Annotated in this window: 20 protein-coding genes and 1 pseudogene; 16 read left to right on the plus strand and 5 right to left on the minus strand. The window is 64.5% G+C overall.

Annotated features, from left to right (window positions below):
- Positions 1–186 (minus strand): hypothetical protein (locus Q0330_RS16860; protein WP_299482203.1); only part of this gene is annotated, 186 nt, incomplete at its 3' end.
- A gap of 73 nt (positions 187–259) precedes the next feature.
- On the opposite strand from Q0330_RS16860, the pseudogene Q0330_RS16865 reads away from it, so the two are divergent.
- From Q0330_RS16865 to Q0330_RS16880, 4 genes and pseudogenes are all read left to right on the plus strand, one after another.
- Positions 260–610: pseudogene (locus Q0330_RS16865) on the plus strand (ABC transporter permease); the annotation flags it as partial.
- A complete protein-coding gene (gene yjfF, locus Q0330_RS16870) occupies positions 607–1,581 on the plus strand; it encodes a galactofuranose ABC transporter, permease protein YjfF (RefSeq protein ID WP_299482206.1) in 975 nt (324 codons plus the stop codon). The pseudogene Q0330_RS16865 and the gene yjfF, both read left to right, overlap by 4 nt.
- Positions 1,578–2,444, plus strand: coding sequence for an SMP-30/gluconolactonase/LRE family protein (locus Q0330_RS16875; RefSeq protein ID WP_299482209.1), 867 nt, complete (start codon positions 1,578–1,580; stop codon positions 2,442–2,444). The genes yjfF and Q0330_RS16875 overlap by 4 nt, the downstream gene beginning before the upstream one ends.
- The gene (locus Q0330_RS16880; RefSeq protein ID WP_299482212.1) at positions 2,441–3,424 is read left to right on the plus strand and encodes an aldose epimerase family protein; all 984 of its coding nucleotides are present in this window, start codon (positions 2,441–2,443) and stop codon (positions 3,422–3,424) included. The genes Q0330_RS16875 and Q0330_RS16880 overlap by 4 nt, the downstream gene beginning before the upstream one ends.
- A 7-nt stretch (positions 3,425–3,431) precedes the next feature.
- Here Q0330_RS16880 and Q0330_RS16885 read toward each other — a convergent pair whose 3' ends face one another.
- Positions 3,432–4,472 carry a class I SAM-dependent methyltransferase gene (locus Q0330_RS16885; protein ID WP_299482215.1) on the minus strand — a complete coding sequence of 347 codons (1,041 nt, stop codon included), beginning with the start codon at positions 4,470–4,472 and terminating at the stop codon, positions 3,432–3,434.
- 199 nt (positions 4,473–4,671) lie between these two features.
- On the opposite strand from Q0330_RS16885, the gene secG reads away from it, so the two are divergent.
- The 4 genes from secG to Q0330_RS16905 all read left to right on the plus strand — a co-directional run bounded on the left by secG (position 4,672) and on the right by Q0330_RS16905 (position 8,530).
- Positions 4,672–5,133, plus strand: coding sequence for a preprotein translocase subunit SecG (secG, locus tag Q0330_RS16890; protein ID WP_299482218.1), 462 nt, complete (start codon positions 4,672–4,674; stop codon positions 5,131–5,133).
- Between the two features lie 149 nt (positions 5,134–5,282).
- Entirely contained in the window at positions 5,283–6,929 is a 1,647-nt protein-coding gene (locus tag Q0330_RS16895; protein WP_299482221.1) for a CTP synthase, read from the plus strand.
- A 167-nt stretch (positions 6,930–7,096) separates the two neighbouring features.
- Entirely contained in the window at positions 7,097–8,002 is a 906-nt protein-coding gene (gene ppk2 / locus Q0330_RS16900) for a polyphosphate kinase 2 (RefSeq protein ID WP_299482224.1), read from the plus strand.
- A gap of 66 nt (positions 8,003–8,068) precedes the next feature.
- On the plus strand, positions 8,069–8,530 hold the full coding sequence (locus Q0330_RS16905) for a TerB family tellurite resistance protein (protein WP_299482227.1): 462 nt from the start codon (positions 8,069–8,071) through the stop codon (positions 8,528–8,530).
- Positions 8,531–8,539: 9 nt separating this feature from the next.
- On the opposite strand, the gene Q0330_RS16910 is transcribed toward Q0330_RS16905, so the two are convergent.
- Together Q0330_RS16910 and Q0330_RS16915 are read right to left on the minus strand one after the other, a co-directional pair.
- Positions 8,540–9,259, minus strand: coding sequence for a response regulator transcription factor (locus Q0330_RS16910; RefSeq protein WP_299482230.1), 720 nt, complete (start codon positions 9,257–9,259; stop codon positions 8,540–8,542).
- Positions 9,252–11,129 (minus strand): PAS-domain containing protein, encoded by a 1,878-nt coding sequence (locus Q0330_RS16915; protein WP_299482233.1) that lies wholly within the window; start codon positions 11,127–11,129, stop codon positions 9,252–9,254. The genes Q0330_RS16910 and Q0330_RS16915 overlap by 8 nt, the downstream gene beginning before the upstream one ends.
- A 184-nt stretch (positions 11,130–11,313) precedes the next feature.
- Here Q0330_RS16915 and Q0330_RS16920 point away from each other — a divergent pair, with 184 nt between their 5' ends.
- Genes Q0330_RS16920 through Q0330_RS16955 form a run of 8 tightly spaced genes read left to right on the plus strand, consistent with a single transcriptional unit; the run spans position 11,314 to position 19,989 of the window.
- Positions 11,314–13,290: a long-chain fatty acid--CoA ligase gene (locus Q0330_RS16920; protein ID WP_299482236.1), complete on the plus strand. Its 1,977-nt coding sequence runs from the start codon at positions 11,314–11,316 to the stop codon at positions 13,288–13,290.
- Positions 13,291–13,329: 39 nt separating this feature from the next.
- Positions 13,330–13,596, plus strand: a complete 267-nt coding sequence (locus tag Q0330_RS16925) for a hypothetical protein (protein ID WP_299482239.1) — start codon at positions 13,330–13,332, stop codon at positions 13,594–13,596.
- Between the two features lie 2 nt (positions 13,597–13,598).
- The gene (locus Q0330_RS16930; protein WP_299482242.1) at positions 13,599–14,417 is read left to right on the plus strand and encodes an ABC transporter ATP-binding protein; all 819 of its coding nucleotides are present in this window, start codon (positions 13,599–13,601) and stop codon (positions 14,415–14,417) included.
- A 21-nt stretch (positions 14,418–14,438) separates the two neighbouring features.
- Entirely contained in the window at positions 14,439–15,425 is a 987-nt protein-coding gene (locus Q0330_RS16935; protein ID WP_299482752.1) for a branched-chain amino acid ABC transporter permease, read from the plus strand.
- Between the two features lie 2 nt (positions 15,426–15,427).
- Positions 15,428–16,504 (plus strand): branched-chain amino acid ABC transporter permease, encoded by a 1,077-nt coding sequence (locus Q0330_RS16940; protein ID WP_299482245.1) that lies wholly within the window; start codon positions 15,428–15,430, stop codon positions 16,502–16,504.
- 52 nt (positions 16,505–16,556) lie between these two features.
- Complete coding sequence (locus tag Q0330_RS16945) at positions 16,557–17,840, plus strand: ABC transporter substrate-binding protein (RefSeq protein WP_299482248.1); 1,284 nt, start codon at positions 16,557–16,559, stop codon at positions 17,838–17,840.
- A 57-nt stretch (positions 17,841–17,897) separates the two neighbouring features.
- Positions 17,898–18,722, plus strand: a complete 825-nt coding sequence (locus Q0330_RS16950; RefSeq protein ID WP_299482251.1) for an ABC transporter ATP-binding protein — start codon at positions 17,898–17,900, stop codon at positions 18,720–18,722.
- Positions 18,723–18,768: 46 nt separating this feature from the next.
- A complete protein-coding gene (locus Q0330_RS16955) occupies positions 18,769–19,989 on the plus strand; it encodes a phenylacetate--CoA ligase family protein (RefSeq protein WP_299482254.1) in 1,221 nt (406 codons plus the stop codon).
- Between the two features lie 214 nt (positions 19,990–20,203).
- On the opposite strand, the gene ampH is transcribed toward Q0330_RS16955, so the two are convergent.
- Entirely contained in the window at positions 20,204–21,331 is a 1,128-nt protein-coding gene (ampH, locus tag Q0330_RS16960; RefSeq protein ID WP_299482257.1) for a D-alanyl-D-alanine-carboxypeptidase/endopeptidase AmpH, read from the minus strand.
- Positions 21,332–21,407 lie beyond the last annotated feature (76 nt).

The following is a 21,407-nucleotide window of genomic DNA, read 5'->3' on the forward strand; positions in this document are numbered from 1 at the left end:
ATTGTGCGTAGAGGCATTGGAACTGGAATCTCCCAGCGTGGGGGCGGTGAGTGTGGGCGGGGAAACCTTACGGAACGGGTACACTGCGGTGAGGGTGAGGGTTTCGGGTGCTTCTCCGAAGGCCGCGGCCAGAGCCTCCACCAGGTCCCCCGCGCGCTGGTAGCGATCCGCGGCGCTTTTTGCCATGGCTTTTTGCAGCACGTCATCTATGCCAGGGGGCAGGGTGCTGTTGAGGGCGGTTTAGGTCGCCGCGGGGCTCTGCGGGGCACGGGCGGGGATCGTCGTCACCGCCGATATTCGCGGCGCCGACGCCAATAATGCCGGCCTCTGGCTGGAGCTTGACGCCATCCTCGCCGTGGTGATCGGCGGCAACTCGCTTCTGGGCGGTCGCTTCTCGGTCCTCGCCTCGCTGATCGGGGCGATGATCATCCAGACCATCGACACCGGCGTGCTGCTGGCCGGGTTTCCGCCGGAATACAACCTCGTCATCAAGGCGGTGCTGGTGCTGGTGATCCTCGTGCTGCAATCGCCCCGCATCGCCGCCGAGTGGCGGGTCTGGCGCGACACCAGACGCGAACCGAAGCCGGTCAGCGGAGGAGCCCCGACATGAACACCCGCGCCCTGCCGCTTTACGCCACCATCGCGATCTTCCTGATCGCCTATCTGCTGTGCTGGCTGCAATTCCCGAATATCCTTTCGACCCGGGTCGTCGGCAACCTGCTGACCGACAATGCCTATCTGGGCATCGTCGCGGTGGGCATGACGCTGGTGATCCTGTCGGGTGGGATCGACCTGTCGGTCGGCAGCGTGATCGCCTTTTCCGGCGTCTTCATCGCCGTGATCCTGCGCGAGACGCCGCTGCATCCGCTGATCGTCTTCGCCCTGCTGCTGGCGCTGACCACGGCATTCGGCGCGGCCATGGGCCTTCTCATCGACCGGCTGGCCATGCCGGCCTTCATCGTCACGCTGGCCGGCATGTTTCTGGCCCGTGGCGCGGCCTATATGCTGTCCATCGATTCGGTGCCGATCCAGCACCCGTTCTATACCACGCTGCAGAAGGCCTATTGGCTGATGCCCGGCAAGGGCCGGCTGACGCTGATCGGGGTGGTCATGCTGCTGACCGTTCTGGCCGGCATGATCGTCGCCCACAAAACCCGCTTCGGGGCCAGCGTCTATGCCCTTGGCGGGGGCGAGGCGACGGCGCGGCTGATGGGCGTGCGCCAGGGCCGCACCACGATCATGGTCTATGCGTTTTCCGGGCTGATGGCGGGCCTCTCGGGCATCGTCTTCTCGATCTATACCGGCTCGGGCTATTCGCTGGCGACGGTGGGCACGGAGCTGACCGCCATCGCCGCCGTGGTGATCGGCGGCACGCTTTTGTCCGGCGGCGCGGGCTATATGTTCGGCACCCTGGTCGGCGTGTTGACCATGGGGCTGATCCAGACTTACATCGTCTTTGACGGCACGCTGTCCAGCTGGTGGACCAAGATCGTCATCGGCATCCTGCTGCTGATCTTCATCCTGCTGCAAAAGGGGCTGCTCAGCCTCTCGCAAGCCCGCCTGTCACGGGGGACCGCATGAACGACACCGCCACCTCGACGGCCAGCGCCTATGACGCCCGTGCCTGCTTTCTGGGCGAGGGCGCCTTCTGGCATCCGCAACGCCGGCAGTTCTTCTGGTTCGACATCATCGGCAAGCGGCTCATGTCGCGCGACATCTCGGGCGCGCGGGAATGGCAGTTTGCGGAAATGGCCTCGGCGGCGGGCTGGATCGACGCCAACCGCCTGCTGATCGCGACCGAGACCGGGCTTTCCGTGCTCGACCTGCGCGACACATCGCCCACGCCCCTGACCCCGCTGGAGGCCGCGAGCCCCGGCACCCGCTCCAACGATGGCCGCGCCGACCGGCAGGGCGGCTTCTGGATCGGCACCATGGGCAAACAGGCCGAGGCCCGTGCCGGCGCCATCTATCGCTGGTATCGGGGGGAATTGCGCAAGCTCGTCGATGCCGTGACCATCCCCAATGCCATCTGCTTTTCCGCCGATGGCCGCCTCGCCCATTACGCAGATACGCGCGAAAGCCGGGTCTGGACCCAGCCGCTCGATGCCGAGGGCTGGCCCGAGGGCGAACGCCGCCCCTATCTCGACCTCGCCCCGCGCGGGCTGAACCCCGATGGCGCGGTGATCGACGCCAGCGGTGCCTTCTGCGTCGCCTGCTGGGGCGATGGCGCGGTGCGGCGCTTCGACCCGCAGGGCCACGAACTCGACCGGATCGCGGTCGGCGGTCTTCATGCCAGTTGCCTGGCCATTGGCGGCAGCGACATGCAGGACCTGCTGGTGACCACCGCGCGTCAGGGCATGACTGACCCCGACCCCGCCCAGGGCCTGCCCTATCTGACCCGCGCGCCGGCCCCCGGCCTGCCCGAACCGAAGGTGATCCTGTGACCGCTTCCCAGATCGAAACCCTGCCCGACGGGCGCGAGGTGCAGCGCCTGACGCTTCGCGGCGGCGGGCTGAGCGCCACCGTCCTGACCCTCGGCGCCATCGTCCAGGACCTGCGGCTCGACGGCATCGACTATCCGCTGGTCCTCGGCGCGCCGGATGCGGCCAGCTATCTCGGCCCTGCGCGCTATTTCGGGGCCATAGTCGGCCGCCTCGCCAATCGCATCGGCAATGCCCGCTTCACCCTCGACGGGCGCGACTACCAAACCGATCCGAATTTCCGCGACCGCCACACGCTGCATGGCGGCAGCGATGGCGTCGATGTCCATATCTGGCAGATCGAGGCCCGGACGCCTTCCAGCGTCACACTCTCGCTCAGCCTGCCCGACGGCCATATGGGCTTTCCCGGCACGATCACGATGACCACCCGTATCGCGCTGGAAGACGGCGCGCTCAACTTCGTTCTGGGCGCGACTGCCGACGCGCCCACGCCCTGCAGCCTGACCCATCACGGCTATTTCAACCTCGACGGCTCGGACGATGTGCGCAACCATACCGTCCATATCGACGCCGAGCATATGCTGCCCACCACCGACGACCTGATCCCGACCGGGGAAGTCGCCCCCGTCGCCGGCACCCGCTTCGATTTCCGCCAGCCCCGCCCCCTCGGCCCCGAGCCCTGCGACCGCTGCTTCTGCCTGTCGGACGGCCCGCGCCCGCAGCGCCCGGTGGCCTGGATCACCGGCGAAAGCGGCCTTGCGCTGCGGGTCGAGACCACCGCCTGCGGGCTGCAATTCTACAACGGCGCTTACCTGCGCGACGTGCCGGGGCTGGACGGCCGCATCTACGGCCCCCAGGCCGGGCTGGCGCTGGAGGCTCAGGCCTGGCCCGACGCCCCGAACCAGCCGAATTTCCCCGATACGATCCTGCGCCCGGGCGAGGCCTGGTCCGAAACCACCCGCTACGTCTTCACGCGGCCCTGACAGCGGATCATGCCGCCTTGCGCACCACATAGGCGTCATGGCGCGACGCCGTGCGCGCGGCTTCATGGCGCACCACCGACAACCCCTCTGGCAGCAGCGTCTCGACAAAACCCGGCAGCAGGAAGCTCAGCCCCCAATCCGCCGTCGTCGGCTGCGCGGCCCCCCTGAGATCGGACTGGTGATAGATCTCGCGGAAGGCCGCGAAGAAATGCCCGTCCGCGCGGAACCCCTCGATGATCGCCATCAGGAACTCGTCGCGCGTCCAATGCGGATGCCCGGTATAGCGTTCGTATTTCGGCCTGGGCAGATCGCGCAGGATGCGCGAGGCCACGTCATGCGGCCCGTGGGTCGAGAAGAAGAAATGCCCGCCCGGTTTCAGGCATCGCCCGATCTCGGCAAACCACGCCTTCGCGGCAGGCGGCGAAAAATGCGTCCAGATGCTCTTGGCAATGACGATGTCCAGAAAATCATCCGCGAAGCCAAGCGGCGGCGACTGGCTGGACTGACAGGCCGTCACCCCGTCGATATGCTGCTCAAGCCAATTGATCGAGGCCCCCGAAGGATCGACCCCGAACAGCTCCAGCCGATCCGGAAAGGCGCGTTTCAGCACCGCGAGGCTGCGGCCCGAACTGCACCCGAAATCGAGAAACCGCCCCTCGATCTTCGCCCCGGCCCGGACCAGCTCGGTCAGGACGATGTCGAGATTGCGGAAATCGTAGAAGATCGGGTATCGCCCCGCGACATGGTGGATCACTTTCGGCGGCACCGGCAGGTCCAGCCCCGCCACCGCCTTCTCCTCGTCCGAGGCCGCCATAATCCATTGGCACAGCGCATCTATGACCCCGATCTCGTCCGAGGGCCGGGGAAGACCCGTCAGACCGGAAATCTCATGCAGCGCGGCGACCACGCGCCGGCTCGACACCGGGATGAAATCCGTGGTCTCTGTCTGCAATTCACCCTCGGAAATCCTGATCTGATCGCTGAAATCGGAAAGGAAATCCCGAAAGGCCCGCCGGGCATCGTCGCTGGAAGAAATAACTGACAACATGACTGCTAGACCCATACAAATGTCTTGCCCGACCTTGTTGTCCTCATTTCTGCCCTGACGCAATATTTCTCTGTGTCCGACCCGCCCCGGCACGGCACGACAGCGCCCGGTCAGGATTTCCCGCGCCCGCACGCTCGCGCCTTGCCAAGCCAGCCGCTGCTGACTAGATAGGCCCGTCCGTAATCGAAAGGCCCGAGTCTTGGAAAACGTCGTCCTGACCGTCCACCTGATCCTTGCGCTGCTGCTGATCGGCATCGTGCTGCTGCAACGCTCCGAAGGCGGTGGGCTTGGCATGGGCGGCGGTGGCGGTGCCGGCGGCGGCGTCATGACTGGCCGTCAGGCCGCCAATGCACTGTCGAAGATGACCTGGATCATCGCGGCGGCCTTCCTTGCGACCTCGATCACGCTGGCGGTGCTGGCCTCGAACAGCGCGGATGGCGGCTCGGTCCTCGACCAGCTCGGCGTCTCGACCGGCGGCAGCGACAGCGGCCAGACCGACAGCGGCGCGCCCGCCCTGCCCAGTTACACGCCGCCGCCCGGCGCCGGCGAACCGATCGCCCCGCCCGCGCCCGAAGCTGCGGCCCCTGCGGCGGCAGAAGCGGCGGCACCTGCCGCCGATGCCCCGGCTGACAGCCCGGTCGCGCCGCCTGCGGCCAACTGACACCCTATAACTTGGGGGCAGCACTTGCGCCCCCACGACAACTTGCGGTCCGCGTTGCGGACACGGGATAATTCGGTTATATCTTTCCTCCCGTGAACGGTGCGTATCTGCGGCCGCGCATCAGACTGATTCGAACTCACGGGGGCCGTATGGCGCGTTACATTTTCATCACCGGCGGCGTCGTCTCCTCGCTTGGCAAGGGTCTGGCCTCGGCGGCGCTCGGCGCGCTTCTACAGGCCCGTGGATTCACCGTCCGCCTACGCAAGCTCGACCCCTATCTGAACGTCGATCCCGGCACCATGTCGCCCTTCGAACATGGCGAGGTTTTCGTCACCGATGACGGCGCCGAAACCGATCTCGACCTTGGCCATTACGAGCGTTTCACCGGCGTCCATGCCCGCAAGACCGATTCGATCTCCTCGGGCCGGATCTATTCCAATGTGCTGGAGAAAGAGCGGCGCGGCGAATATCTCGGCAAGACCATTCAGGTGATTCCGCATGTCACCAACGAGATCAAGGATTTCCTGACCATCGGCGATGACGAGGTCGATTTCATGCTCTGTGAAATCGGCGGCACCGTCGGCGACATCGAAGGCCTGCCCTTCTTCGAAGCCATCCGCCAGTTCATCCATGAACGCCCGCGCGGCGAATGCATCCTGATGCACCTGACGCTGCTGCCCTATCTGGCGGCCTCGGGCGAATTGAAGACCAAGCCAACCCAGCACAGCGTCAAGGAATTGCAATCCATCGGCCTTGCGCCCGATGTGCTGGTCTGCCGTTCCGAACATCCGATCCCGGAAAAGGAACGCGCCAAGATCGCGCTCTTCTGCAATGTCCGCCCCGACGCGGTGATCCCGGCCTACGATCTGAAATCCATCTACGAGGCGCCCTTGGCCTATCATCGCGCCGGTCTCGATCAGGCGGTGCTGAACGCCTTCCAGATCAGCCCGGCCCCGCGCCCGGACCTGACCCGCTGGGAAGATGTCATGGACCGGCTGACCCATACCGACGGTCAGGTGAAGATCGCCATCGTCGGCAAATATACCCAGCTTGAAGACGCCTATAAGTCGATTGCCGAGGCACTGACCCATGGCGGCATGGCCAATCGCGTGAAGGTCCGTTCCGACTGGATCGCCGCCGAGGATATCGAGGCCGAGGGCGGGCAGCATCTTCTGGACGGCTATCACGGCATCATCGTGCCCGGCGGCTTCGGCGAACGCGGCACCGAGGGCATGGTGACGGCGGCGCGCTATGCGCGCGAAAAGAACGTGCCCTATCTCGGCATCTGCCTCGGGATGCAGATGGCGGTGATCGAGGCGGCGCGCAATCTGGCCGGGATCGAGGATGCGGGTTCCGAGGAATTCGACCACGAGGCCGGCAAGGAACGCTTTACCCCCATCGTCTACCACCTCAAGGAATGGGTGCAGGGCAATTACACCGTCCAGCGCAAGCTCTCCGACGACAAGGGCGGCACCATGCGGCTCGGTGCCTATACGGCGGTGCTGAAACCCGGCTCGCGCATCTCCGCGACCTATGACGGCGCGCATGAGATCGAGGACCGCCACCGCCACCGTTACGAGGTCGATGCCAGCTATATCCCGCAGCTAGAGAAAGCCGGCCTGTCCTTCTCAGGCATGTCGCCCGATGGCAAGCTGCCCGAGGCGGTCGAATATCCCGATCACCGCTGGTTCATCGGCGTGCAGGCCCATCCCGAGCTGAAGTCGAAACCCTTCGACCCGGCCCCCCTGTTCGACGGCTTCGTCGAGGCCGCGAAGGAAGGCGCCCGGCTGGTCTGAGCCTGCCGCGCCGGGGCGCAGTTTCGGCTGCGCCTTGCCTCACCGGCGGGTGCCGAAAACATATGCACGCGATATGCACGGCGTATGTACGGGATATGTCTGCCCGGCGCCCCCTGTAAAACCGTCACAATTCGCGTTTATATCTCTCCAGGCAACCGGAGGATTTCATGGACGACGGACCGCAGGACTGGCTCGAAGCAGAGCTGCAGGACACGCTGGACGAGGATTACGAGCTCGAACTGGAAGACGCCGTTCTCAGCCGGGAGATCAAGCAGATCTACCGCGACACCCATCCTGATCAGATGGATAGAAGTCTTTATTTTCAGTCACTTCTGCGCCTGCAATCGGAACTTATCAAGCTTCAGGACTGGGTCAGCCACACCAGGGAAAAGGTCGTCGTGATCTTCGAGGGCCGCGACAGCGCCGGCAAGGGCGGCGCGATCAAGCGAATCACCCAGCGCCTGAACCCCCGCGTCGCCCGCGTCGTCGCCCTGCCCGCCCCTTCCGACCGCGAAAAGACCCAATGGTACTTCCAGCGCTACGTCCCCCATCTCCCCGCCGGCGGCGAAATCGTGCTGTTCGACCGCAGCTGGTACAACCGCGCCGGGGTCGAGCGGGTCATGGGTTTCGCCAGCGAGGACGAGGTCCGGCAATTCTTCGACGACGTGCCGGAATTCGAGCGTATGCTGGTCCGATCCGGCATCCGGCTGGTGAAATACTGGTTCTCGGTCACCGACGAGGAACAGCAGATGCGCTTCCTCATGCGCATCCACGACCCGATGAAGCAATGGAAGCTCTCGCCCATGGACCTGCAGTCCCGGGTCCGCTGGGAGGCCTATACCAAGGCCAAGGAGGAGATGTTCGAGCGCACCAATATCCCCGAGGCGCCGTGGTATATCGTGCCCGGCAACGACAAGAAGCGGGCGCGGCTGAACTGCATGGCGCATCTTCTGTCGCTGATGCCCTATACCGAGATCCCGCATGAGGACATCACCCTGCCGAACCGGGTCTTCAATCCGGATTACGAGCGCGAAGTGCTGCCCCGCGATCTCTACGTTCCGCAGAAATACTGAGCCCGCGCGCCGCGCGGCCAGCCGCATTCTGCTTGTCGTTTCCGCATGATAGCGTATGATCCTCGCATGTTCCGCAACCTCATGTCGCGCCTTTTCGATCAGGAAAGCCCCAGCTCACAGCTTCAGGGCACGGATGCCGAAGTGGCCATCGCGGCGCTTCTGGTGCGGGTCGCGCGGGCCGATGACCACTATACCGCGCAGGAAGAGGCTCGGATCGACCAGATCCTTGCCCGTCGTCGTGGGCTGGACCTGAACGAGGCCGCCGAACATCGCGCCGCCGCCGAGATGATCGAGGGCGAGGCCCCCGATACCGTCCGCTTCACCCGCCAGATCAAGGACCGGATCCCGCTGGACGACCGCTCGGGCGTGCTCGCGGCGATGTGGGAAATCACCTATGCCGATGGCGAGCGCAGCGCGGACGAGGAATCTCTGGTCCGGCTGGTGGCCGGGCTTCTGGGCATCAACGACCGCGATTCGGCCCTGATCCGGCAGCGCGTTCTGACCGATCTGGGCATCGCCGAGGGCTAAGCGGGCCGTTCAGTTCCAGCTGACTTCCGCCAGGAAGATATAGCCGGCACCATAGATGGTCTTGATCAGCTGCGGGTTTTTCGGATCTTCGCCCAGCTTGCTGCGCAGCCGTGAAATCCGCACATCCATCGCCCTATCGAAGCTTTCGCCCCCCGCCGCCCCCAGCGATTCCTGCATCTGCGCCCTAGAGATCAGCCGCCGCGAGGCATCGAGAAAGATGCGCAGCACCTCGGCCTCGGCATGGCTCATGGGGGTGTCGCTGCCTTCGGGAGAGGTCAGGCTGTAACGGTCGAAATCGGCAATCCAGCCGGCAAAGCGGGCACGGCTGCGCTGATCGGGATGGGCCTTCGCCGCCGGGCGACGCAGGCGCGCGCGCAGCCGGGCCAGCAGTTCGGCCGGCTCGAAAGGCTTGATGATGTAATCGTCGGCGCCGAGTTCCAGCCCGGTGACCCGGTCCTGCACCTGCGCCCGGCCCGAGACAATAATGATCGCCGCCCCCGATTCCATCGCCAGCCGGTGCACGAGCGCCAGCCCGTCGCGATCCGGCAGGCCAAGATCGACCAGGCAGGCATCGGGGGTAATGTGGCGCAGGGCCGCCTCGAATTCGGTGGCGCGGGAAAAGCCCATGGTACGGAACCCAGCCCCTTCCAGCACATCCATCATGATCCGGCGGATCTCGGGCTCGTCTTCGAGAATGGCGATCAGTTGGCGGTCGTCGGCGTCAGTCATGCAGCACCCGGTTCAGCGTTTCGGCCAGCGACACAGCGTCGAATGGCTTGGTCAGCACGATGCCGCCCGCCGCGACCCGCAGCGGATCGCCCGGCGGCAGCGCCGTCATCAGGATCAGTGGCGGCCCCCCGGCCCGGCGCAGGTCGGGGCCCAGCCCGTCGCCAAGCTGGATATCGGACAGGATCAGCGTCAGCCCCGGCAGATCGACCAGTTGTTCGGCCTCGGCGAAGGACGCCGTCTCGATCACCGAATGGCCCATGCCGATCAGCATCCGCCGCAGGACCTCGCGCAGGCTGTGATCGTCCTCGACCAGCAGGATCATCTGCGGCGTGACCGGGTGCAGCGGCAGGCGCAGCCGTGCCACGGCGCCGGGACCGTCGGAACGGTTCGACAGATGCAGGGTGCCGCCGGCCAGCTTGGTCTGGTCGAAAACCATGGCAAGCCCGAGGCCGGAACCCTGCCCGCGTTTGGTGGTAAAGAACGGCTCGGTCGCGCGGGCAAGCGCCTCGGCGGTGAAGCCGGGGCCGGTATCGCTGACGCTGAGTTCCAGCCAGGGCGCGGCGGCGCGGGCCTCGATCAGGATCGTGCCACCGGCCTCGCCCATGGCATCGCGGGCATTCAGGATCAGGTTCAGCAGCGCATCCTGCACATGGCCGGGATCGAGCATCAGCGGCGTCTCGGGCAGATCGCAGCGGACCTCCAACTGCAGATGCTCGCCCAGGCTGGGACGGGCCATCTTGCTGAGATCGTCGAGCAGGTCGCGCAGGGCCACCGGTTCGCGCGTCGTACCGGGGGGCTGGGCGATCTGACCGATCCGTTCCAGCAAATGCACCCCGCGCCGGGCGGCGGCCAATGTCGCCTCGACATCGCCCTGCGCCTCGGCCGGCAGACCGCTGCGCGCCAGACGATCCTGCAGCCCGAGGATCACGGTCAGCAGATTGCCGAAATCATGCGCAAGGCCCGAGGTGATCTTGGCCGCCAGCTCGCGCCGCGAGGCATGGGTCAGGGCCTCGCGCACCTCGACCTCGGCAGTGACATCGGTCGACAGGATATAGACCCCTTTCCCGGCCCGGTCCGGGGTCAGCGCGATGCGGATACGGCGCCCCGAATCCGAATCGGTAATCTCGAAGACCTGATTGCGGCCCGAAAGCGCAAGTTCCAGATAGGGGCGCAGCACGACGAAATTCGCCGGGCCAAGCGCCTGTTCCACGCTGAGCCCGACGATATCGGCGCGGCTGCCCGGAAACACCTGCGGCAACTGCCCGTTGGAAAAGAGATAGCGGAAATCCGGGTCGATATGGGCGATATGGGCGGCGACCATCTCGGTCACCTGCCGGGTGCGGGCCTGGGTCTCGGTCACAACCCGCTTGGCTTCCTGCAACGCGCTGATCGTCGCGGCGAGTTCGCGGTTCGCGCCCGCCAGCCGCTCGGCATGATCCAGCACCTGTTCCGAGAGCAGTTCGGAGCGGGTGCGCAACAGCGCCTCCTGCCGCTTGGTCTCGGTGATGTCGGTATAGACGGCGACCCAGCCGCCCTGCGACAGGGGCGCGCCCTCGACCGCAACCCAGCGACCGTCGGCACGCTCGCGCTCCATGTAATGCGGCTGGAAGGCGCGGGCCTGATCGACGCGGATGCGCACGGCCTCGTCCGGGTCGTCCTGCGGGCCGTATTCGCCGCGCAGGACCAGATAGCGGATGGTGTCTTCGAAGAAGGCACCGGGGCGGGTCAGGCTGTCGGGCAGGTCGAACATGGCCTGATATTGCCGGTTCGAGACCGCCAACCGCAGATCGGCATCGAAGATCGACAGGGCCTGACCGATCAGGTTCAGCCCCGATTGCATCAACTCTGCCCGTGAATTTTCGGTGACCATCTCACCCTCCGGATAGGTGGTTAGCACCGCTGGAGAGGTTCTGGAAGAGCGTAACAATTCGTTAGGATCTGGCAAAACTCCGGTAAGTATCGGGATGAAATCTGTTCGGGCCGGTGCGCAGGCGGAAGACCCGCCGCCGGCAGCGACCGTCCCTTCGCCAAAGGGGACGGAGGTGGGAGGAGACATGGCAGAGACGGCCCGGCCAGCGGATAACGGCCTGCAATCCATACCCGCGCTTCTGGCGCGCAACGCGACAAGCCTGGGCAACCGCCCGGCTTACCGCGAGAAGGAATTCGGCATCTGGCAAAGCTGGAGCTGGTCCGAGGCCGCCGAGGAGATTCGGGCGCTGGCACTTGGCATGCTGAGCCTGGACCTGGCGCCGGGCGATCATGTCGCGGTGATCGGTCGCAACCGCCCGGCCCATTACTGGGCGATGATCGCGGCGCAGATGTGCGGCGCGGTGCCGGTGCCGCTGTATCAGGACGCCGTGGCCGAGGAGATGGCCTATGTCCTGAATCATTGCGGCGCGCGTTTCGTCATATGTGGCGATCAGGAACAGGTCGACAAGGTGCTGGATGTGGGCGACGACGCCCGCTCGGTCGAGCAGATCATCTATACCGACAAGCGCGGGATGCGGAAATACGACCACACCCGCATGAACGCCCTTGCCGATGTGCAGGCCGAGGGTCGCGCCGCCAGCCAGCGCCTGTCGCCGGAACTGGACCGTCGCATTGCCGGGCTGGATTACGACAGCACCTGCGTGATGCTCTATACCTCGGGGACGACCGGCAAGCCGAAGGGCGTGGTGCTGTCGAACCGCAACATCATCGAGACGGCGAAGAATACCAGCGAGTTCGACGGGCTGACCCATCGCGACGAGGTGCTGGCCTATCTGCCGATGGCCTGGGTCGGGGATTTCATCTTCTCGATGGGACAGGCGACTTGGTCGGGCTTTACCGTGAACTGCCCGGAAAGTGCGGCCACGATGATGACCGACCTGCGCGAGATCGGGCCGACCTATTTCTTCGCCCCGCCCCGCGTTTTCGAGGGGCAGTTGACCAATGTAATGATCCGCATGGAAGATGCCGGTCCCGTCAAGCGCTGGCTGTTCCGGCATTACATGGCGGTGGCGAACCGGGTCGGGCCGTCGCTTCTGGACGGCAAGCCGGTGGGGCTTGGCGGGCGGCTGTCCTATGCGCTTGGCAACCTGTTCATCTATGGCCCCCTGAAGAACACGCTGGGTTATTCCCGCATCCGTGTCGGCTATACGGCGGGCGAGGCGATCGGGCCGGAAATCTTCGATTTCTACCGCTCGCTCGGGATCAACCTGAAACAGCTTTACGGCCAGACCGAGGCTTCGGTCTTCATCACCCAGCAGCCCGATGGCGGCGTGCGTTCGGATACGGTCGGCGTGCCCTCGCCGGGGGTGGAGCTGAAGATCGCCGAAAGCGGAGAGGTCTTCTATCGCGGCCCCGGCACCTTCGTCGAATATTACAAGAACCCCGAAAGCACCGCCTCGACCAAGGATGCGGAAGGCTGGGTGGCCACCGGCGATGCCGGCTTCTTCGACGAAGGCACTGGTCAATTGCGCATCATCGACCGCGCCAAGGATGTCGGCAAGATGGCCGATGGCAGCATGTTCGCGCCCAAATATGTCGAGAACAAGCTGAAGTTCTATCCCAACATCCTCGAAGCCGTCGTGCTGGGGAATGGCCGCGACTATTGCACCGCGATGATCAATATCGACCTGAGCGCGGTCGGCAACTGGGCCGAGCGGAACAATATCGCCTATGCCTCCTATCAGGAACTGGCCGGACATCCGCAGGTCTATGCGACGATCAAGTCCCATGTCGAAGAGGTCAACCGTTCGGTCGCAGAAGACCCGATGCTGTCGGGCTGCCAGATCCACCGCTTTCTGGTGCTGCACAAGGAACTGGACGCCGACGACGGCGAACTGACCCGCACCCGCAAGGTTCGCCGCGCCGTGATTGCCGAGAAATTCGCCGATCTGGTCAACGCGCTCTATGATGGTTCCGCCAGTGTCTATACCGAGACGGAAGTGACCTATGAGGACGGCCGCAAGGGCGCGATCAAGGCCACGCTCCAGATCGAGGATGCGGCCGTGGTGCCGGGCGCGCTGCAGAAGGTTGCAGCGGAATGAGGCCGGGCGCCGCGACGCGGAAAACAAAGGAACTACCTGATGAATAAACCTGTCGTGACCTACAAACCCAGCTATGTCATCGGCGCGGCGATTGCGCTTGCCGGGCTGGTGATCGCTTGGCTTCTGCCCGATTTCCTGCCGCCGGTGGTGGCGAACCTTCTGGCCGGCGCGATCACCGGCGGCTTCGGCGTGGCCTTCGCCGCCCGCTTCTGGCCAGGCCTGCCGCTTGGCCAGATGATCCAGTATGGCCCCGCCGTCGCCGTCTATGGCGCGCTTGTCGGCTGGCTTGCAGCAAGCGGAAGCTGATCATGCTCGACGCCGCCGAAAACCAGACCACTGCCGATGGCCGCCAGATCGGCCCGGTGGTGATGGACCTCAAGAACATCACCCTGCGCTTCGGCGGCGTCGAAGCCATCAAGAATATCAGCTTCGACATCCGCGAGGGCGAGATCCGCGCCATCATCGGGCCGAACGGGGCCGGGAAATCCTCGATGCTGAACGTGATTTCCGGCTTCTACGTCCCGCAGGAGGGCGAGGTCTGGTTCAAGGGCTATCGCCGCGGCCCGATGCGCCCCTATCAGGTGGCGCGCCTTGGCATCGCCCGGACCTTCCAGAACATCGCGCTGTTCGACGGCATGTCGGTTCTGGACAACATCATGACCGGACGGCTGAACAAGATGAAGGCCGGCTTCCTGAGCCAGGCGCTGTGGTGGGGCCGTGCCGAGGCCGAGGAGATCGCCAATCGCGCGCAGGTCGAGAAGATCATCGACTTCCTGGAGATCCAGAATATCCGCAAGACCCCGGTCGGCCGCCTGCCCTATGGGCTGAAAAAGCGGGTCGAACTGGCCCGGGCACTGGCGGCGGAACCGCAGATCCTGCTGCTGGACGAGCCGATGGCCGGGATGAATGTCGAGGAGAAGGAGGACATGTCCCGCTTCATCCTCGACGTGAACGACGAATTCGGCACCACCACCGTGCTGATCGAACATGACATGGGCGTGGTCATGGACCTGTCCGACCGCGTCGTGGTCATGGATTACGGCCGCAAGATCGGCGACGGCACCCCCGACGAGGTGCGCAACAACCAGGAGGTCATCGATGCCTATCTGGGGGTGGCCCATGACTGACCGCAATTGCAGGAGCGCGCGCTGATGGACCAGCTTCTTTATGCCTCGGAAGTCTTCATCAACGGGCTGATGACCGGGGTGATGTATTCGCTCGTCGCGCTCGGTTTCGTGCTGATCTACAAGGCCTCGGGCGTGTTCAACTATGCGCAGGGCGTGATGGCGCTGTTCGCGGCGCTGACACTCGTGGGCATCATGAACGGACAGGTGCCCTTCGCGCATCTGATCAACGCCATGTTCGGCACCCATCTGGACAAGTTCGGCTGGACCGTGCCGGCGGTGCTGGCCATCGTGCTGACGGCGGGCGTCATGGTGCTGCTGGCGATCCTGATCGAGAAGCTGGTGCTGAAACATCTGGTCGGGCAGGAGCCGATCATCCTGTTCATGGCGACCATCGGGCTGGCCTATTTCCTTGAAGGTCTGGGCGACGTGATGTGGGGCGCCGATATCAAGACGCTGGATGTGGGCCTGCCGCAGGGGATTTCCGACACCGTCGAGCAACTGACCGACAGCTGGTTCGGCTATGGTTTCTTCATCGACCGGCTGGACATCTGGGCCACGATCATCGCCGCACTTCTGGTCACCGCACTGGTCGCCTTCGCGCAATATACCAAGCAGGGCCGGGCCATGCGGGCGGTGGCCGACGACCATCAGGCGGCGCTGTCGGTCGGGATCTCGCTGCAGTTCATCTGGATCATGGTCTGGTCCATCGCCGGCTTCGTGGCGCTTGTCGCGGGCATCATGTGGGGCACCAAATCCGGGGTGCAGTTCAGCCTGTCGCTGATCGCGCTGAAGGCGCTGCCGGTGCTGATGCTGGGCGGCTTCACCTCGATCCCCGGGGCCATTGTCGGCGGGCTGATCATCGGCGTGGGCGAGAAGATGTTCGAATTCTGGATCGGCCCCATGGTCGGCGGCGCGACCGAGAACTGGTTCGCCTATGTGCTGGCGCTGATCTTCCTCGTCTTCCGGCCGCAGGGCCTGTTCGGCGAACGCATCATCGAGAGGGTGTGACGATGTTCTACCGTGAGGCCGGAGACTTCAAGACCAGCTATCGCGACGACGGGCAGACCTTCCCGATCGCGCTGGATCGCTGGGGCTATTACGCCATCGTCGCGGTGGCGGCGCTGGTGGTGCCCTTCGTCATCAACGATTACTGGGCCAGTGCCATCCTGCTGCCCTTCCTGATCTATGCCATCGCCTCGATCGGGCTGAATATCCTGGTCGGCTATGCCGGTCAGGTCAGCCTCGGCACCGGCGGGTTCATGGCGGTGGGGGCCTATTCGGTCTACAAGCTGATGACCGCCTTCCCCGAGATCAGCATCATCGCCCATATCCTGCTGGCCGGCGGCATGACCGCGCTTGTCGGCATGGCCTTCGGCCTGCCCAGCCTGCGCATCAAGGGCTTCTATCTGGCCGTGGCGACGCTGGCGGCGCAGTTCTTTCTGGTCTGGCTGTTCAACAAGGTGCCGTGGTTCTACAACAACTCGGCCTCGGGCCAGATCAACGCGCCGGAACGCACGGTGCTGGGCTGGGCGGTGACCGGACCGGCGGCCACACCGGCGGCGAAATATCTGGTCTGCCTTGCCTTCGTCGTCTTCGCCGCCTGGATCGCGCGCAACCTGACGCGCGGCATGTTCGGGCGCAAATGGATGGCCATTCGCGACATGGATATCGCCGCCGAGATCATCGGCGTGAATCCCCTGACGGCGAAACTCTCGGCCTTCGGGGTCAGCTCGTTCTTCGTGGGGATCGCCGGCGCGCTGCTGTTCGCGGTCTATCTGGGCGCCGCCGAGGTGACCGAGGCCTTCGGCATCAACAAGTCGTTCCTCGTCCTCTTCATGGTCATCATCGGCGGGCTGGGCTCCATCTTCGGCAGCTTCGCCGGCGCGGCCTTCCTGGTCGTCCTGCCGGTCTTCCTGAAGAACCTGCTGGTCGGCACATTCGGCTGGCCGACCGACCTTGCCGCGCATTTCGAACTGATGATCGTGGGTGCGCTGATCATCTTCTTCCTCATCGTCGAACCCCATGGCCTCGCCCGGCTGTGGCGGCTGGTGAAGGAGAAACTGCGGCTCTGGCCGTTCCCGCATTAACCAATCAGAACCGGGCAAGCCGGCACCTGAAACCCTTGGGAGGAGACCAAGAATGAAACTGAAATTCGCAAGCCTCGTGGCCGGCGCGGTGATGGCCGCAGCCCCCGCCATGGCCGATCTGATCGTGCCGAACCTGTCCTATCGCACCGGCCCTTACGGCGCCAACGGCACCCAATATGCCGACGGCTTCAACGATTACTTCACGCTCCTGAACGAACGCGACGGCGGCATCGGCGGCGAGAAGATCCAGGTCCCCGAATGCGAGACCGCCTATAACACCGAAAAAGGCGTCGAATGCTACGAGGCGACCAAGGAGGGCGCGCTTGTCTTCAACCCGCTCTCGACCGGGATCACCTATCAGCTGATCCCGAAGGTCTCGGTGGACAAGAAGGTGCTTTACACGCCCGGCTATGGCCGCACCTCGGCCAAGGACGGGGCGGTCTTCGAGTGGGTCTTCAATGCGCCCGCGAACTACTGGGACGGCGCTTCGGTCGCGATCAAGTATCTGCTCGACCAGAATGGCGGCGACCTGAACGGCAAGAAGGTCGCGCTCGTCTATCACAACTCGGCCTACGGGAAGGAACCGATCCGCACCCTGCAGGAACTCGGCAAGAAGCACGGCTTCACCCTGACCGAGATCCCGGTCGAGGCACCCGGCCAGGAACAGAAGTCGCAATGGCTGCAAATCCGCCGCGACAAGCCGGATTACGTTCTGATGTGGGGCTGGGGCGTTATGAACCAGGTCGCCATTCAGGAAGCCGCGAACATCCGCTTCCCGATGGAGAATTTCATCGGCATCTGGTGGGCCGGGTCCGAGCTTGACGTGCTGCCCGCCGGCGACGGCGCCAATGGCTACAAATCGCTGACCTTCAACGGCGTCGGCATGGACTACCCGCTTTACGACGACCTCAAGACCCATGTCATCGACCCCGGCAAGGCCAGCCAGGGCGGCGAGCATGTCGGCTCGGCAGTCTATTCGCGCGGCATGTATGCCGCCGTCGTCATCGCCGAGGCGATCCGCAAGGCGCAGGAGCTTTCCGGCACCTCGGCGATCTCGCCCGAACAGCTTCGCGACGGGTTCGAACAGCTCGACATCACGCCCGAGCGGCTGGTCGAGATCGGCCTTCCCGATTTCGGCCCCGAGATCAAGCTGAGCTGCGCCAACCATGGCGGCAGCGGCATGGCCCGTCTGCAGCAATGGGATGCGGCGGCGAAGAAGTGGAACCTGATCACCGAGTTCACCGAACCCGATGCCGAGGTTCTGGCCCCGCTGATCGCCGAGGACGCGGCGGCCTATACGGCCGAGAACAACATCACCCCGCGCGCCTGCGATTAAGACCGACCGGCCCGGCGGCACCCGCTGCCGGGCCCCCTTCCCTTTCGAGGACCCGCCATGCTCGACGCCACGCCAGAGACCGAGACCCTGCTGGAGGTCAACAATATCGAGGTGATCTACAATCACGTCATCCTCGTCCTGAAAGGCGTCAGCCTCTCGGTCCCCAAGGGCAGCATCACCGCGCTTCTGGGCGGCAACGGCGCCGGCAAGACCACGACGCTGAAGGCGATCTCGAACCTGCTCGCCTCAGAACGGGGCGAGGTCACCAAGGGCGCCATCACCTATCGGGGCGAGCGGGTGGCCGATCTGAACCCGGCCACGCTGGTGAAGAAAGGCGTCATCCAGGTGATGGAAGGCCGCCATTGCTTCGAACACCTGACGGTCGAGGAAAACCTGATGACCGGTGCCTATACCCGCACCGACGGCGCAAGCGCGATCCGGCGCGACCTCGACATGGTCTATGACTATTTCCCGCGCCTGCGCGAACGCCGCCGGTCCCAGGCCGGCTATACCTCGGGCGGCGAGCAGCAGATGGTCGCCATGGGCCGCGCCCTGATGTCGCGCCCCGAGATGATCCTGCTGGACGAACCCTCCATGGGCCTTGCCCCGCAACTGGTCGAGCAGATCTTCGACATCGTGAAGGCGGTGAACGAGGGCGAGGGCGTGACCTTCCTTCTGGCCGAGCAGAACACCAATGTGGCGCTGCGCTTCGCCCATTACGGCTATATCCTTGAAAACGGCCGCGTGGTCATGGACGGCGCCGCCAAGGCGCTGCGCGAAAACCCCGATGTGAAGGAATTCTACCTCGGCATGTCGGACAAGGGCCGCAAATCCTTCCGCGACGTGCGCTCCTATCGCCGCCGCAAGCGCTGGCTGTCCTGATTTCACTGGACAATCTGTGATCCTGCCGATGGAATGAGGGCCGATGATGGGTGAATATTTCGACGATCTGGAACTGCGCAGCGAGGATGAGCGCGCCGAATGGCTGGCCACGGCGCTTCCGGCAGCGATCTCGCGCGCGAAGACGGCACCGGCACTGGCGCGGCTGTTGCGCGATGTCGAACCGGGCGAGGTAACGGATCGCGCGGCACTGGCGCGGCTGCCGGTGATCCGCAAGGCCGAACTGACCGAGGCGCAGAAGAAGAATCCGCCCTTCGGCGGCTTCGCCACCCGCCTCGCCGCCGAATTCGACCATATCTTCCAGTCGCCCGGCCCGATCTATGAACCCGGCCGGCGCGAGGGCGACTGGTGGCGGCTTGGCCGCTTTCTGTTCGCCTGCGGGGTGCGGCGCGGCGATATCGTGCAGAACTGCTTCGCCTATCACCTGACCCCTGCCGGCATGATGTTCGACAGCGCCGCCCGCGCCGTCGATGCCGCCGTGCTGCCCGCCGGCACCGGCCAGACCGACCTGCAGGTACGCGCCGCCGCCGATATCGGCACCACCACCTATGCCGGCACACCGGATTTCCTGAAGGTCATCCTCGACCGCGCGGATGAATTGGGCGAAACCCTCTCCTTCACCCGCGCCGCCGTCGCCGGGGGGGCGCTGTTCCCCTCTCTGCGCCAGTATTACGCGGATCGCGGCATCGTCACCCAGCAATGCTATGCCACCGCCGATCTGGGCAATATCGCCTATGAATCCGAGGCGATGGAAGGGATGATCGCCGACGAGGGCGCCATTATCGAAATCGTCCGCCCCGGCACCGGCGATCCGGTTCCCGATGGCGAGGTGGGCGAGGTGCTCGTGACCACGCTTAACCCCGATTACCCGCTGGTGCGCTTCGCCACCGGTGACCTTTCGGCGGTGCTGCCCGGGCTGTCGCCCTGCGGGCGGACGAATATGCGCATCAAGGGCTGGATGGGCCGGGCCGACCAGACCACCAAGATCAAGGGCATGTTCGTGCGCCCCGAACAGGTCGCAGCCCTGGTTGCCCGCCACCCCGAAATCACCCGCGCCCGTATCATTGCCGAACGCGAGGGCGAGATGGACAGGATGACCGTCCAGATCGAAAGCCCCCGCTCGACCGAGGCCGATTACGCCGGCTCGGTCGTCGAGACGCTGAAGATGAAGGGCCGCATCCAGATCGTGCCGCCGGGCAGCCTGCCAAATGACGGCTTGGTGATCGAGGACCGCCGCAAATACGACTGAATACCATCACCGTGCCTTGTCGTCGGCAGGGCGCGCTGAGATGTGGACAGGTCAGTGGCAGCCAACAGGACAGGCTGGCCCACGGCGACCTTGCAGGGAATGTTGTGCTGGGAGGGGCGCGTTCACATTCAGCAGTTTCAATAGGTTATGTGAAGGCACCTTCCGCATTGAAACTTCCAGGATCTGAACCTGAAGGGCAGAAGATGGAAACCACCTACCGCGTTGCCAGTTGAGCAATCAGGTCATTGGCCATTTGTGCAATCTGTGCCGATGCAGCGAAATCGAACTGGTTGATGGCGATGAAGACACCGATATCATGCGACGGCGCGAAGGCGTGGTAGAGGAACATTCCCTGCAAGCCCCCTGCCTTTTGCAGGATGAACGGCTGGTTTCCCTTTTGTTGCATGACGATCCAGCCAAGGCCCATTGCGTCCATGTCTCCCGATTCGTCGAACCCATAGGCAGGATCGAGCCCGTCACGCGTAACGAAGACCGCGTGATCGAGAAGACGGGTCTCTGGCCGATCGCCATCGTCCAGATGCCATTCCATCCAGGTCAGCATGTCATTGGCGGACGAGTATAGCCCGCTGGCACCAACCATAGCCGGGGACGTAGGAATATCGGGAAGAACTTCGCCGTCGAAGCCATGCCCCGACATCAGTCGATCAGCGTCACGCGGTGCGAAACCGGTATCCTCCAGGCCGAGCGGGTCCAGGATGCGCTCGCTCAGCAAAGACGGGTAGGCCTTGCCGCTCGCCTTCTCTAGCGCGACCGCCAGCATGTCGAAGCCGAAATTCGAATACAGGCCGCCTGTTCCAGCCGGAAAAAGCTGCACGCCCGCCGAAAGCGCATCCAGATAGGCTTCATGCGTCAGTGTTGCGAAAGGGTCGTCATCCGGTCCAGCGGGGCGATCCAACTCTCTCGGCAGGCCAGAGGTATGCGTCGCCAGATCGATCAGTCGGATCGGGCGGCTGCCAAGCTCTGGAATTTCTGTGCCATCCAGGTGCTGCTGAAGACTGTCGGTCAGGCCTATCTCTCCCTCGGCGGCCATCTCGGCCAGCACCGCCCCGGTGAAGACCTTGGTGATCGAGCCGACCCGCATCAGAGTGTCGCCATCAGGCGTGACACCATTGCCACGTTCGGTCTCGCCAAAGCCAAAGACCGCCCTGTCGCCATCCCGAACCGCACCGATGACCAGACCCGGAACGCCGGTTTCAAGAAAGAGAACCTGTCCACTGAAGGACACGGTTTCCTCAAGCAGGGAGGTTTGCGCAGCGACTGACCTGGCCGAGGTCGTTTGCATCAGTATTGAGAGTGTTAGAGCCACGGCCAGTTGTAACATCGGTCTACGCATTTGCTTATGTTCCTCAATCCGCCTCCGCTTCGGTAAGGATAATGGCCTGCAACACTGCAAATAG

It is taken from the genome of uncultured Paracoccus sp., assembly GCF_937873615.1.
GTDB lineage: Bacteria > Pseudomonadota > Alphaproteobacteria > Rhodobacterales > Rhodobacteraceae > Paracoccus.

Coding starts and splice junctions, on each gene's coding strand:
- ampH (WP_299482257.1), bottom strand. CDS start 21,331: ATGTTACAACTGGCCGTGGCTCTAACACTCTCAATACTGATGCAAACG.
- Q0330_RS16895 (WP_299482221.1), top strand. CDS start 5,283: ATGGCGCGTTACATTTTCATCACCGGCGGCGTCGTCTCCTCGCTTGGC.
- ppk2 (WP_299482224.1), top strand. CDS start 7,097: ATGGACGACGGACCGCAGGACTGGCTCGAAGCAGAGCTGCAGGACACG.
- Q0330_RS16885 (WP_299482215.1), bottom strand. CDS start 4,472: ATGTTGTCAGTTATTTCTTCCAGCGACGATGCCCGGCGGGCCTTTCGG.
- Q0330_RS16875 (WP_299482209.1), top strand. CDS start 1,578: ATGAACGACACCGCCACCTCGACGGCCAGCGCCTATGACGCCCGTGCC.
- Q0330_RS16940 (WP_299482245.1), top strand. CDS start 15,428: ATGTTCTACCGTGAGGCCGGAGACTTCAAGACCAGCTATCGCGACGAC.
- Q0330_RS16920 (WP_299482236.1), top strand. CDS start 11,314: ATGGCAGAGACGGCCCGGCCAGCGGATAACGGCCTGCAATCCATACCC.
- Q0330_RS16915 (WP_299482233.1), bottom strand. CDS start 11,129: ATGGTCACCGAAAATTCACGGGCAGAGTTGATGCAATCGGGGCTGAAC.
- Q0330_RS16955 (WP_299482254.1), top strand. CDS start 18,769: ATGGGTGAATATTTCGACGATCTGGAACTGCGCAGCGAGGATGAGCGC.
- Q0330_RS16905 (WP_299482227.1), top strand. CDS start 8,069: ATGTTCCGCAACCTCATGTCGCGCCTTTTCGATCAGGAAAGCCCCAGC.
- Q0330_RS16950 (WP_299482251.1), top strand. CDS start 17,898: ATGCTCGACGCCACGCCAGAGACCGAGACCCTGCTGGAGGTCAACAAT.
- Q0330_RS16910 (WP_299482230.1), bottom strand. CDS start 9,259: ATGACTGACGCCGACGACCGCCAACTGATCGCCATTCTCGAAGACGAG.
- Q0330_RS16925 (WP_299482239.1), top strand. CDS start 13,330: ATGAATAAACCTGTCGTGACCTACAAACCCAGCTATGTCATCGGCGCG.
- Q0330_RS16930 (WP_299482242.1), top strand. CDS start 13,599: ATGCTCGACGCCGCCGAAAACCAGACCACTGCCGATGGCCGCCAGATC.
- yjfF (WP_299482206.1), top strand. CDS start 607: ATGAACACCCGCGCCCTGCCGCTTTACGCCACCATCGCGATCTTCCTG.
- Q0330_RS16945 (WP_299482248.1), top strand. CDS start 16,557: ATGAAACTGAAATTCGCAAGCCTCGTGGCCGGCGCGGTGATGGCCGCA.